This window comes from Pseudomonas sp. ZY71, assembly GCF_036542145.1.
Lineage (GTDB): Bacteria > Pseudomonadota > Gammaproteobacteria > Pseudomonadales > Pseudomonadaceae > Aquipseudomonas > Aquipseudomonas koreensis_A.
The window spans coordinates 1,325,681-1,339,313 of sequence record NZ_CP144274.1; the positions used below are offsets into that span (position 1 = coordinate 1,325,681).

The following is a 13,633-nucleotide window of genomic DNA, read 5'->3' on the forward strand; positions in this document are numbered from 1 at the left end:
GTAGGAGTGCATCGTGCGTAAGTTGACTCAATTGGTTCTCCTGGCCTCCTTGATGGTGGCAGGCCCGGCATTTGCCGACATGAAAATTGCCGTTCTGAACTATCAGATGGCTTTGCTGGAATCCGACGCTGCGAAGAAATACGCCGTGGATGCCGAGAAGAAGTTCGGTCCGCAACTGACCAAGCTGAAAACGCTGGAAAGCAGCGCCAAGGGTATTCAGGATCGTCTGATGGCCGGTGGCGACAAAATGCAGCAAGGTGAGCGTGAGCGTCTGGAGCTGGAATTCAAGCAAAAGGCCCGCGACTTCCAGTTCCAGTCCAAAGAGCTGAACGAAGCCAAAGCTGTTGCCGACCGCGAAATGCTCAAGCAACTGAAGCCGAAGCTGGACAGCGCAGTGGAAGAAGTCATCAAGAAAGGTGGTTTTGACCTGGTGTTCGAGCGTGGCGCAGTCATCGATGTCAAACCTCAGTACGACATCACGCGCCAGGTAATCGAGCGCATGAATCAGCTGAAGTAACCCATGACCGTGACTATCAAGCTCGGCCAGTTGGCCGAGTTCCTCGGCGCCACCCTGCGTGGCGACCCTGAGACGAAAATTACTGGGCTAGCCACTTTGCAAGAGGCTGGCCCAGCTCAGTTGAGCTTTCTGGCAAACCCTCAATATCGCAAATATCTGGCCGGCTCGCAGGCAGCTGCATTGCTGCTCAAAGAAGCTGATGCCGAAGGTTTTTCCGGTAATGCGTTGGTGGTGCCGGATCCTTACCTGGCTTACGCGCGAATCTCTCATCTGTTCGATCCCAAGCCAAAAGCCACTGCGGGTATTCATCCGTCAGCGGTCATTGCGGCGGACGCGGTGGTTGATCCAACCGCCAGCATCGGCCCATTTGTGGTGATCGAGGCCGGTGCGCGAATTGGTGCGCAAGTGACACTGGGCGCGCATTGCGTTGTCGGTGCCCGCAGCGAAATCGGTGAAGGCGGCTGGCTTGCCCCGCGCGTGACGCTGTATCACGACGTGCGCATCGGCAAGCGTGTGGTGATTCAGTCCGGTGCCGTGCTCGGCGGTGAAGGCTTCGGCTTTGCCAACGAAAAAGGTATCTGGCAGAAAATCGCGCAGATCGGTGGCGTGACCATCGGCGACGATGTCGAGATTGGCGTGAATACCGCCATCGACCGCGGCGCTCTGGCCGATACCGTGATCGGCAATGGTGTGAAGCTCGACAACCAGATCCAGATCGCCCACAACGTTCAGGTTGGTGATCACACCGCCATGGCCGCGTGTGTTGGCATTTCCGGTAGCACCAAAATCGGCAAGCACTGCATGCTCGCTGGCGGTGTTGGCCTGGTCGGCCACATTGATATTTGCGACAACGTTTTCCTGACCGGGATGACCATGGTGACCCACTCGATTACCGAGCCAGGCGCCTATTCTTCCGGCACAGCCATGCAACCGGCGGCCGAATGGCGCAAAAGCGCGGCCCGCATCCGTCAGCTCGATGACATCGCGCGACGGTTGAAACAGCTGGAAAAGCGCGTAGGGGAAGTGACCCCTGACGGCAATGCTTCATCAGATGGCTGATACCATTTCCATATCAAGTGTGCACAGCCTCTAGACTGCCTCCTTGATTTGCTAGAGGAGTGCGCGTCAGTCGCGCTCCCAATCTTTACATAGGCTTCCCCCCGAAATGATGGACATCAACGAGATTCGCGAATACCTGCCTCACCGTTACCCGTTCCTGCTGGTGGACCGGGTGGTGGAACTGGACACTGAAGGCAAGCGCATTCGCGCCTACAAGAATGTCAGCATCAATGAACCGTTCTTCAATGGTCACTTCCCGGCGCATCCAATCATGCCGGGCGTACTGATCATCGAAGCGATGGCTCAGGCTGCCGGGATCCTCGGTTTCAAAATGCTCGACGTCAAACCGGCGGACGGCACCCTGTATTACTTCGTCGGTTCCGACAAGCTGCGCTTCCGCCAGCCGGTGTTGCCGGGCGATCAGTTGATCCTTGAAGCCAAGTTCATCAGCTGCAAGCGTCAGATCTGGAAGTTCGAATGCCAGGCTTCGGTCGATGGCAAGCCGGTCTGCTCGGCTGAAATCATCTGCGCGGAACGCAAGCTATGAGTTTGATTGACCCTCGCGCAATCATCGATCCATCGGCCGTCCTGGCTGATGGCGTCGAGGTCGGCCCGTGGTCGATCATCGGCGCAGGTGTGGAAATCGGCGAGGGTACCGTGATCGGGCCGCATGTAATCCTCAAAGGCCCGACCCGCATCGGCAAGCACAATCGCATCTACCAGTTTTCCTCGGTAGGCGAAGACACGCCCGATCTGAAATACAAAGGCGAAGAAACCCGTCTGGTGATCGGTGACCACAACGTCATCCGCGAAGGCGTGACGATCCACCGTGGCACCGTTCAGGACCGTTCGGAAACCACGCTGGGCGATCACAACCTGATCATGGCCTATGCCCATATCGGTCACGACAGCGTCATCGGCAACCACTGCATTCTGGTCAACAACACCGCGTTGGCCGGCCATGTGCACGTGGATGATTGGGCGATTCTCTCCGGGTTCACCCTGGTTCACCAGTATTGCCATATCGGCGCCCACAGCTTTTCCGGCATGGGCACCGCCATCGGCAAGGACGTTCCGGCGTTCGTCACCGTGTTCGGCAACCCTGCCGAAGCACGCAGCATGAACTTCGAAGGCATGCGCCGTCGCGGTTTCAGCGAGGACGCGATCCACACCCTGCGTCGCGCTTACAAAACCGTCTATCGCCAAGGCCTTACGGTTGAACAGGCATTGGCCGAGTTGGCCGAGCCTGCTGCGCAGTTCCCGGAAGTCGCGATATTCCGTGACTCCATTCAGTCGTCGACTCGCGGCATCACTCGCTGATCATGGCCAATCTGCGTATTGCGCTGGTGGCGGGTGAAGCTTCCGGTGACATTCTCGGCGCCGGCCTCATGCGCGCGCTCAAGGCACAGCATCCGGCGGTCGAGTTCATCGGCGTCGGCGGCCCGTTGATGCAGGCCGAAGGGCTGACGTCCTACTTTCCCATGGAGCGCTTGTCGGTCATGGGCCTGGTGGAAGTCCTCGGCCGTTTGCGTGAATTGCTCAAGCGCCGCAAGGACCTGATCGCCACGCTCATCGCCGAGAAGCCCGACGCGTTCATCGGTATCGACGCGCCGGACTTCAATCTCAACATTGAATTGAAGCTGCGTCAGGCCGGGATCAAAACCGTGCATTACGTCAGCCCTTCGGTGTGGGCGTGGCGGCAGAAGCGTGTGCTGAAGATCCGCGAAGGCTGTGACCTGATGCTGACGCTGCTGCCGTTCGAAGCAAAATTTTACGAAGAGAAGGGCGTGCCAGTGCGGTTCGTCGGTCACACCCTGGCCGATACCATTCCATTGGAGGCCGATCGTGCTGCGGCCCGTGCCGAGCTGGGCCTGCCCGACGGCCCGCTGGTGGCGTTGATGCCCGGCAGTCGCGGCGGCGAAGTGTCTCGACTGGGTGCGCTGTTCCTTGATACTGCCGAACGCCTGCGTGCGTTGCGCCCGGGTTTGCGCTTTGTCATCCCGTGTGCCAACCCGGAGCGCCGTGCGCAGCTTGAAGAGTTGCTTGCCGGCCGTGATCTGCCGGTGACCTTGCTCGACGGCAAATCCCATCTGGCTCTGGCTGCGTGCAACGCCGTGTTGATCGCCTCCGGCACCGCCACCCTTGAAGCGTTGCTGTACAAGCGCCCGATGGTGGTGGCGTACCGCTTGGCACCGCTGACGTTCTGGATTCTCAAGCGCATGGTCAAGAGCCCGTACGTGTCCTTGCCGAACCTGCTGGCCCAGCGTCTGCTGGTGCCGGAATTGTTGCAGGATGATGCAACGGTCGAAGCACTGGCGCAGACCCTGTCGCCATTGATCGAAGGTGGCGAAGAACAGACGCGCGGCTTTGATGAGATTCACCGCACATTGCGGCTGGACGCCTCCAATCAGGCGGCGGACGCCGTCCTCAACCTGATCGGTCAGACACGATGAGCAAGACAAACATGCAGATGGGCCTGGATTTCACCTTGGTCGCCGAAGTTGAAGAACTGGTGGCCGGCGTTGATGAAGTCGGTCGTGGCCCTTTGTGCGGTGCGGTGGTGACCGCGGCGGTGATCCTCGATCCGAACCGGCCGATCCTCGGTCTCAACGACTCGAAGAAACTCACCGAAGCCAAGCGCGAAAAGCTCTACGACGAAATCATCGAGAAGTCCCTGAGCTGGTGCATTGCCCGCGCCGAAGTTGAAGAAATCGACGAGCTGAACATTTTGCACGCAACCATGTTGGCCATGCAGCGCGCGGTGGCCGGCCTGCACATTCAGCCAAAACTGGCGATGATCGACGGCAACCGCTGTCCGCAACTGCCGATGCGCGCCGAAGCGGTGGTGCAGGGCGACGGCAAGGTCCCGGCTATCGCTGCGGCGTCGATTCTGGCCAAAGTCAGTCGCGACCGTGAAATGGCTGCGTTCGAATTGATCTACCCGGGTTACGGCATCGGTGGCCATAAAGGCTATCCGACGCCCGTTCATCTGGAAGCCTTGGTGCGTCTTGGCCCGACGCCGATTCATCGGCGCTCGTTCGCCCCGGTGCGTCAGGCTTATGAAGCGCTGGAAGGTCTGACGCAGGTTTAGTCGCAAGGCTGATGTTTTGTTCGAGGCCCGGTACAATCCGGGCCTTGTTGTCTCTATGTAACTGGACAGGATCACTATGCCGGCTTCATTCGTTCATCTACGCCTGCACACTGAATACTCCCTGGTCGACGGGCTGGTACGGATCAAGCCGCTGGTCAAGGCGCTGACGGCCATGAACATGCCGGCGGTCGCGGTCACCGACCAGAACAACATGTGTTCTCTGGTCAAATTCTATAAAAACACCATGGGCGCGGGCATCAAGCCGATTTGCGGCGCCGACCTGTGGCTGTCGAACAAGGACCCGGACGCACCGCTGAGCCGGCTCAGCCTGTTGGTGATGAACGCCAAGGGCTATCGCAACCTCACCGAGTTGATCTCGCGCGGTTTCATCGAAGGTCAGCGCAACGGCATGATCATTGTCGAGCGTGAGTGGGTTGCTGAAGCCAACGAAGGCCTGATCATGCTGTCCGCCGCCAAAGAAGGCGAGATCGGCATGGCCATGATCGGCGGCAATCCGGCCGAAGCCGAAGTGCTGGCGCGTGAATGGATGGCGGTGTTCCCGGATCGTTTCTATCTGGAAATCCAGCGCACCAACCGTCCTAACGATGAAGAGCAACTGCACGGTGCCGTCGCCCTCGCCGACAAACTCGGCGCGCCGCTGGTGGCGACCAACGATGTACGTTTCATCAAGCAGGAAGATTTCGCCGCCCACGAAACCCGCGTGTGCATCGGTGAGGGCCGCGCCCTCGACGATCCGCGGCGTTCGAAGAATTACAGCGATCAGCAATACCTGAAAAGCGCCGAGGAGATGATCGAGCTGTTCAGCGATATTCCCGACGCCATCGAAAACACCGTCGAGATCGCCAAGCGCTGCAACATCGAAGTGAAACTGGGCACTCACTTCCTGCCCAACTTCCCGATTCCCGATGGCATGACCATCGACGAATATTTCCGCAAAGTCTCCTTCGACGGTCTCGAAGAACGCTTGTCGGTGCTGCTACCCAAAGACACCACCGAAGACTACGAAGCCAAGCGTCAGGTCTACGTCGACCGGCTGAATTTCGAGCTGGATATCATTATCCAGATGGGTTTCCCCGGGTACTTCCTGATCGTTATGGACTTTATCCAGTGGGCCAAGAACAACGGCGTGCCGGTAGGTCCGGGGCGTGGGTCGGGTGCCGGTTCGTTGGTGGCTTATGTACAGAAGATCACCGACCTTGACCCGCTGGAATACGACCTGCTGTTCGAACGTTTCCTTAACCCGGAACGGGTCTCGATGCCCGACTTCGACGTCGACTTCTGCATGGACGGTCGTGACCGCGTGATCGACTACGTGGCCGAGAAGTACGGCCGTAACGCGGTCAGCCAGATCATCACCTTCGGTTCCATGGCGGCAAAAGCTGTGGTGCGTGACGTGGCGCGGGTGCAGGGCAAGTCCTATGGCCTGGCGGATCGTCTGTCGAAGATGATTCCGTTCGAAGTCGGCATGACCCTGGAAAAAGCCTACGAGCAGGAAGAGATCCTCCGTGACTTCATCAAAGTTGATGAAGAGGCTGCGGAAATCTGGGAGATGGCGCGCAAGCTCGAAGGCGTGGTGCGTAACGTCGGTAAACACGCCGGTGGTGTGGTAATCGCGCCGACCAAGCTGACTGACTTTTCGCCGATCTATTGCGACGAGGCCGGTGACGGTCTGGTAACCCAGTTCGACAAGGACGACGTTGAAGCGGCCGGTCTGGTGAAGTTCGACTTCCTCGGTCTGCGTACGCTGACGGTGATCGACTGGGCGCTGAAAACCATCAACCGCGACCGGGCCAAGGTCAACGAGCCGCCGTTGGACATTGCGTTCATCCCGCTCGACGACAAGCCTACGTATACGTTGTTGCAAAAAGCTGAAACCACAGCGGTGTTCCAGCTTGAGTCCCGAGGTATGAAAGAGCTGATCAAAAAGCTCAAGCCCGACTGCCTGGAAGACTTGATCGCACTGGTGGCCCTGTTCCGTCCGGGCCCACTGCAATCGGGCATGGTTGACGACTTTATCAACCGTAAGCACGGTCGCGCCGAGCTGGCGTATCCGCACTCCGATTACCAATACGAAGGACTCAAGCCTGTGTTGGCGCCGACTTACGGCATCATCCTGTATCAGGAACAGGTGATGCAGATTGCCCAGGTCATGGCCGGTTACACACTAGGTGGTGCGGACATGCTCCGTCGCGCCATGGGTAAGAAAAAGCCCGAAGAAATGGCCAAGCAGCGCGGCGGCTTCATTGAAGGTTGCAAGACCAACAATATTGACGCTGATCTCGCGGGTAACATTTTTGACCTGGTGGAAAAATTCGCCGGTTACGGTTTCAACAAGTCTCACTCCGCCGCTTATGGTCTGGTTTCCTATCAGACCGCTTGGCTGAAAACGCACTACCCGGCGCCGTTCATGGCTGCGGTACTGTCGGCGGATATGCACAACACCGACAAGGTCGTGACCTTGATCGAAGAAATTCGCACCATGAAGCTGCGCCTCGACGCGCCGGATGTGAATACTTCGGAATTCAAGTTCACGGTGAACGATGAGGGCCGGATCATATATGGCCTGGGCGCGATCAAAGGCGTTGGCGAGGGGCCGGTTGAGGCGATCACTGAGGCGCGTCTGGCAGGGCCGTTCAAGGATCTGTTCGATTTCTGCGCCCGGGTCGACCTCAAGCGCATCAACAAACGCACGCTCGACGGCTTGATTCGCAGCGGTGCTCTGGATCGCCTTGGCCCGTACTTCCACGATGAGCAAAAAGCCTACCAAGCCAACATCGACCGCAACCGCGCGGTGCTGCTGACGGCGATGGAAGAGGCGATCAAGGCCGCCGAACAAACTGCACGCACTCAGGACAGCGGGCACTCGGACCTGTTCGGTGGACTGTTCGTCGAAGAAGACGCTGACGTTTACGCCAACCATCGCAAGGCCAAGGAGTTGACGCTCAAGGAGCGGCTCAAAGGAGAGAAAGACACCCTGGGCCTGTACCTGACCGGTCACCCGATTGATGAATACGAAGGTGAAATCCGTCGTTTCGCCCGCCAGCGCATCATTGATCTGAAACCGGCGCGAGATACCCAGACCGTCGCAGGCATGATCATTGCGCTGCGGGTCATGAAGAACAAGAAGGGCGACAAGATGGGGTTCATCACCCTGGATGACCGCTCTGGACGCATCGAGGCCTCGCTGTTTTCCGAGTCGTTCCATGCGGCGCAGTCGTTGTTGCAGACTGACGCGATGGTGGTCGTCGAAGGCGAGGTCAGCAATGACGACTTCTCCGGGGGGCTGAAGCTGCGGGTCAAGCGCGTGATGAGCATGGAAGACGCCCGGACCAACCTGGCCGAAAGCCTGCGTCTGAAGCTTCAGACTCAGGACTTGAAAGGCGATCAGCTACGCTGGTTGGGCGATCTGCTCAAGCGTCACCGCGGCGCTTGCCCGATCACCATGGAGTACACCAGCCCGGATGCGAAGACCTTGCTGCAGTTTGGCGAGACCTGGCGGATCGACCCGGCGGATGCCTTGATTCAAGCCCTGCGTGACCAGTTCGGGCGAGACAACGTCTTCCTCCAATACCGTTGACCGGCAAGTGCCATCACTGCGCTTGCCCGCAACCTGAATTTTTAATCTCGACCTCAGCGCGCCTCTCCCTTAAGGTAGGGCGCGAATAGACAACCGGCCGGCCCAAGCTCATTTGGGACACGACCCAAGACGGACGCCTATGAACCCGAATTTTCTAGATTTCGAACAGCCGATCGCCGACCTGCAAGCCAAGATCGAAGAGTTGCGCTTGGTCGGTAATGACAATTCGCTGAATATCGGCGATGAGATCTCCCGCCTGCAGGACAAGAGCAAAACGCTGACCGAAGACATCTTCGGCAAGCTGACCAGCTGGCAGATCGCACGCCTGGCGCGTCACCCGAAACGCCCGTACACCCTGGATTACATCGAGCACATCTTCACCGAGTTCGACGAACTGCACGGCGACCGTCACTTCTCTGACGACGCGGCAATCGTTGGCGGTATCGCCCGTCTGGAAGACCAGCCGGTGATGATCATCGGTCACCAGAAAGGCCGTGAAGTCCGGGAGAAGGTGCGCCGCAACTTCGGCATGCCGCGCCCGGAAGGCTACCGCAAGGCTTGCCGTCTGATGGAGATGGCCGAGCGTTTCAAGATGCCGATCCTGACCTTCATCGATACCCCGGGCGCCTATCCTGGTATCGACGCTGAAGAGCGTAACCAGAGCGAAGCGATTGCCTGGAACCTGCGTGTGATGTCGCGTCTGAAGACCCCGATCATTGCCACCGTTATCGGTGAAGGTGGTTCCGGCGGTGCATTGGCGATCGGTGTCTGCGATCAGCTGAACATGCTGCAATACTCGACCTACGCGGTGATCTCGCCGGAAGGTTGCGCTTCGATTCTGTGGAAAACCGCTGAAAAGGCGCCGGATGCTGCTGAAGCGATGGGCATCACCGCTGAGCGTCTGAAAGGCCTGGGCATTGTCGACAAGGTGATTGGCGAGCCTCTGGGCGGCGCGCACCGTGATCCGGCTGCCGCCGCTGCGTCGATCCGTGCCGAGCTGAGCTCGCAACTGGCGATGCTGAAGAAGTTCGATAACGAAGCGCTGTTGAAGCGTCGTTATGATCGACTGATGAGCTACGGTCTCTAAGTCGAACGCAATACCTCTGTAGGAGTGAGCCTGCTCGCGATGAGGGCGTAACATTCAACCAATGTGTTGGCTGTCACACCGCTATCGCGAGCAGGCTCACTCCTACATTTGTTTTGGGGCAAAGAGTTAGATATGGGTCAGTCCATGATTGATTTGCCTTCCCGGCTTCTGCGCAACCTTGAGCCTTGGCGCAATGCCGCTCATTGGCGCATTGCCTTCTCTGGTGGTCTCGACTCCACCGTCCTGCTGCATCTGCTCGCCGATCTCGCAAAAACCGAATCTCTCCCCCCGTTAAGCGCTGTTCATATCCATCACGGTCTTCAGGCTGCGGCTGATGCGTGGCCACAACACTGCCAGTCTGTCTGTGATGCGCTGGGGGTGCCGTTGCTGATTGAGCGGGTGAGGGTGCAGCCGGGTGCGAGTCTGGAGCGAGCGGCGCGGGATGCGCGGTACGCTGTGTTCGGTTCACTGACGCAAGCCAATGATCTGTTGCTGACAGGTCAGCATCGCGATGATCAGGCGGAAACGCTGTTGTTTCGACTCATGCGTGGTGCCGGTGTGCGCGGATTGGCGGGGATACCTGCACAGCGGCCAGTGGGGCAGGGCATGCTGATTCGCCCGTTGCTGGACGTCTCTCGTTCCGAGCTGGAGGCGTATGCGCAGGCTCATCAATTGCGCTGGATTGAAGACCCGTCGAATCAGGATCGACAGTTTTCGCGCAATTACCTGCGGCATCAGGTCATGCCGTTGCTGACCGAGCGCTGGCCGCAAGCGCAGACAAGCATGGCTCGCAGTGCCACGCACCTGCGTGAAGCCCAAGGGTTGCTGGATGAGCTGGCGCAGATCGATCTGACAACCGCCGCCACCGCGCATGATTTCGAATGGCTGGGGCTGCCTTCGCTGGAACTGGCGCCGCTGGCTGCGCTGTCTGCTGCGCGTCAACGAAATGTAATCAGCCATTGGCTCGAACCGCTGACCCGTTTGCCCGACACTGACCATTGGTCGGGTTGGACCGATCTCTGCGAAGCCGGCCACGACGCTTCACCCGTTTGGCGCCTGGCCGACGGTGAGTTGCGCCGAAGCGCCGGTCGTGTGTGGTGGCTCAGCGGTGACTGGCTGCGTTCACCAGTGATCGCGTGCGAGTGGCAGAGCCCGGCGTCAGCGCTACGCTTGGCCGATAACGGACGTGTCATGTTCAGCGGGCAGACTCCTTCCGGGCCGCTGTGCATTGCCTATCGTCAGGGCGGTGAGGTCATGCATCTGGGGGATCGCGGTCACCGTGATCTCAAGCGCCTGCTCAATGAGCGCGCGGTGCCGGGCTTCGTCCGTGGCAGATTGCCGCTGCTGTTTCGCGACGATGAATTGCTCGCGGTGGCGAACCTGCCGGGACTTGATGGCGATATGCACGAGGGCTGGAAATTGCATTGGCAGCCAACAGACGAAGATCAAGGTTTGAGCTGAAAGGAGCATTCCGGTAGACTACGCTCCCTTCTTGATACAACTTCTGTGGATTCGCCTGAATTGCAGGAGTTGCCGATTACCAAGCAGTCTTTGCTGGGCGATTCCAAAAAATGTGTAGCGAGCAACGTACCGGTGTTTCACCTGCCGGTCTGTCCCAACGCGGCGGTTTTTTTGAAAGGTGCACTGTGATTAATGCAGGTGATCGGGGGCTTCGGCCTTCCTTCGCTTTCCCCGGCGGCTCGTACCGCTTTAACGCAGACTTCTAGGGTTTTTCATGACGCGCTACATATTCGTCACGGGCGGTGTTGTTTCTTCATTGGGGAAAGGCATTGCATCGGCTTCATTGGCAGCCATCCTGGAGGCGCGGGGACTTAAGGTCACCATGCTGAAGCTGGATCCGTACATCAACGTCGATCCGGGCACCATGAGCCCGTTCCAGCACGGTGAAGTGTTCGTCACCCACGACGGCGCCGAAACCGACCTGGACCTGGGGCACTACGAGCGGTTCATCCGCACGACCATGACCCAGAACAACAACTTCACCACTGGCCGTGTCTACGAGCACGTGCTGCGCAAAGAGCGCCGTGGTGACTACCTGGGTGCGACCATCCAGGTGATCCCGCACATCACCGACGAAATCAAGCGCCGCATCATCAAAGGTGCCGGTGACGCTGACGTGGCGATGGTTGAAATCGGTGGCACTGTTGGTGACATCGAGTCGCAACCGTTCCTCGAAGCCATCCGCCAACTGCGTTTCGAAGTCGGCGCCAAGCGCGCGATGCTGATGCACCTGACGCTGGTGCCGTACATCGCCACCGCTGGCGAGACCAAGACCAAACCAACTCAGCACTCGGTAAAAGAGCTGCGTTCGATCGGTCTGCAGCCGGACGTGCTGGTATGCCGTTCCGATCACCCGATCGATATCTCGTCGCGTCGCAAGATCGCTCAGTTCACCAACGTTGAAGAACGTGCAGTGATCGCGCTGGAAGACGCCGACACCATCTACAAGATCCCGGGCATCCTGCATTCGCAGGGTCTGGACGATTTCGTCGTTGAGCGTTTCGGTCTGCAATGCGGCAGCGCTGATCTGTCCGAGTGGGAAGCGGTGGTTGACGCCAAGCTGAACCCGGAACACGAAGTGACCATCGCCATGGTCGGCAAGTACATGGAGCTGCTGGACGCCTACAAGTCGCTGATCGAAGCGATGAGTCACGCCGGCATCAGCAACCGCACCAAGGTCAACCTGCGTTACATCGATTCCGAAGACATCGAAAACCAGGGCACTGCGCTGCTCGAAGGTGTCGACGCGATCCTCGTACCGGGCGGCTTCGGTCTGCGCGGCGTGGAAGGCAAGATCACTGCGGTTCAGTACGCTCGCGAAAACAAGGTTCCGTACCTGGGTATCTGCCTCGGTATGCAAGTGGCGGTCATTGAGTTCGCCCGTAATGTGATGGGCTGGAAAGACGCCAACTCCACCGAGTTCGATCGCGCCAGCGGCCATCCGGTTGTCGGTCTGATCACCGAGTGGGAAGACGCTACCGGTGCCGTTGAAGTGCGTACCGAGTCGTCCGACCTGGGTGGCACCATGCGCCTCGGCGCTCAGGACTGCCTGCTCGAAGCCGGCTCCAAGGTGCACGACTGCTACGGCAAGGACGTGATCGTCGAGCGTCACCGTCACCGTTACGAAGTGAACAACAACCTGCTGCCACAACTGATCGAAGCCGGCCTGAAAATCTCTGGTCGCTCCGCTGATGCCGCGCTGGTTGAAGTGGTTGAAGCGGCCGATCACCCATGGTTCGTTGCTTGCCAGTTCCACCCAGAGTTCACCTCGACACCACGCGATGGCCATCCGCTGTTCAGCGGTTTCGTCAAGGCAGCGTTGGCTCAACACCAGAAGAAGGCGTAACCCCGATGGCTCAAAAGATCATCCGCGTCGGCGATATCGAGATTGCCAACGACAAACCCATGGTGCTGTTCGGCGGCATGAACGTGCTGGAAAGCCGTGACATGGCCATGCAGGTTTGCGAAGAGTACGTAAAAGTCACCGAAAAACTCGGTATCCCTTACGTGTTCAAGGCCAGTTTCGACAAGGCCAACCGTTCTTCTGTGACCTCCTACCGTGGTCCTGGCCTGGAAGAGGGCATGCGCATCTTCCAGGACATCAAACAAGCCTTCGGCGTGCCGATCATCACCGACGTCCACGAGCCTGAGCAGGCCGCGGTCGTCGCTGAGGTTTGCGACATCATTCAACTGCCGGCCTTCCTGTCGCGCCAGACCGATCTGGTTGTCGCGATGGCCAAGACCAACGCAGTCATCAACATCAAGAAAGCCCAGTTCCTCGCGCCTCAGGAAATGAAACACATCCTGAACAAGTGCGTGGAAGCGGGTAATGATCAATTGATCCTCTGCGAGCGTGGTTCGAGCTTCGGCTACAACAACCTCGTGGTCGACATGCTCGGCTTCGGCATCATGAAGCAGTTCGAGTATCCGGTATTTTTCGACGTGACCCATGCGCTGCAAATGCCTGGCGGTCGCGCCGACTCCGCCGGCGGTCGCCGTGCACAGGTTCTGGATCTGGCCAACGCTGGCATGAGCCAGGGCTTGGCGGGTCTGTTCCTCGAAGCGCATCCGGATCCGGACAACGCCAAATGCGACGGCCCTTGCGCCTTGCGTCTGGACAAACTGGAGCCATTCCTGGCCCAGCTCAAAGCTCTGGACGAACTGGTGAAGAGTTTTCCGACGGTAGAAACCGCGTAAACCTCAATTCTCCGGTAAAGTACCGCACGATTTGTCGCTCATGCCCTCGGGCATGAGCGTTAT

11 protein-coding genes are annotated in these 13,633 nt (G+C 58.8%); all 11 read left to right on the plus strand.

The genetic code is table 11. From position 1 onward, the window contains the following. The first annotated feature begins 13 nt into the window (after window positions 1–13). Entirely contained in the window at window positions 14–517 is a 504-nt protein-coding gene (locus VY732_RS05680; RefSeq protein ID WP_007908849.1) for an OmpH family outer membrane protein, read from the plus strand. 3 nt (window positions 518–520) lie between these two features. Continuing rightward, window positions 521–1,576, plus strand: coding sequence for a UDP-3-O-(3-hydroxymyristoyl)glucosamine N-acyltransferase (gene lpxD, locus VY732_RS05685; RefSeq protein WP_331694885.1), 1,056 nt, complete (start codon window positions 521–523; stop codon window positions 1,574–1,576). 106 nt (window positions 1,577–1,682) lie between these two features. After that, window positions 1,683–2,123 (plus strand): 3-hydroxyacyl-ACP dehydratase FabZ, encoded by a 441-nt coding sequence (gene fabZ, locus VY732_RS05690; RefSeq protein ID WP_003222142.1) that lies wholly within the window; start codon window positions 1,683–1,685, stop codon window positions 2,121–2,123. Next, window positions 2,120–2,896, plus strand: a complete 777-nt coding sequence (lpxA, locus tag VY732_RS05695; protein ID WP_007908847.1) for an acyl-ACP--UDP-N-acetylglucosamine O-acyltransferase — start codon at window positions 2,120–2,122, stop codon at window positions 2,894–2,896. The genes fabZ and lpxA overlap by 4 nt, the downstream gene beginning before the upstream one ends. 2 nt (window positions 2,897–2,898) lie before the next feature. After that, the gene (gene lpxB / locus VY732_RS05700; protein ID WP_077571323.1) at window positions 2,899–4,029 is read left to right on the plus strand and encodes a lipid-A-disaccharide synthase; all 1,131 of its coding nucleotides are present in this window, start codon (window positions 2,899–2,901) and stop codon (window positions 4,027–4,029) included. Between the two features lie 11 nt (window positions 4,030–4,040). Continuing rightward, on the plus strand, window positions 4,041–4,667 hold the full coding sequence (gene rnhB, locus VY732_RS05705; RefSeq protein WP_007908845.1) for a ribonuclease HII: 627 nt from the start codon (window positions 4,041–4,043) through the stop codon (window positions 4,665–4,667). A gap of 76 nt (window positions 4,668–4,743) precedes the next feature. Then, window positions 4,744–8,265 (plus strand): DNA polymerase III subunit alpha, encoded by a 3,522-nt coding sequence (gene dnaE, locus VY732_RS05710; protein WP_077571324.1) that lies wholly within the window; start codon window positions 4,744–4,746, stop codon window positions 8,263–8,265. A 139-nt stretch (window positions 8,266–8,404) separates the two neighbouring features. Further along, window positions 8,405–9,352, plus strand: a complete 948-nt coding sequence (locus tag VY732_RS05715; RefSeq protein WP_038357918.1) for an acetyl-CoA carboxylase carboxyltransferase subunit alpha — start codon at window positions 8,405–8,407, stop codon at window positions 9,350–9,352. A gap of 132 nt (window positions 9,353–9,484) precedes the next feature. After that, entirely contained in the window at window positions 9,485–10,813 is a 1,329-nt protein-coding gene (tilS, locus tag VY732_RS05720; RefSeq protein ID WP_331694886.1) for a tRNA lysidine(34) synthetase TilS, read from the plus strand. A gap of 274 nt (window positions 10,814–11,087) precedes the next feature. Continuing rightward, window positions 11,088–12,719 carry a CTP synthase gene (locus VY732_RS05725; protein ID WP_007908841.1) on the plus strand — a complete coding sequence of 544 codons (1,632 nt, stop codon included), beginning with the start codon at window positions 11,088–11,090 and terminating at the stop codon, window positions 12,717–12,719. Window positions 12,720–12,724: 5 nt separating this feature from the next. Continuing rightward, complete coding sequence (gene kdsA, locus VY732_RS05730; RefSeq protein WP_331694887.1) at window positions 12,725–13,570, plus strand: 3-deoxy-8-phosphooctulonate synthase; 846 nt, start codon at window positions 12,725–12,727, stop codon at window positions 13,568–13,570. Window positions 13,571–13,633: the final 63 nt, after the last annotated feature.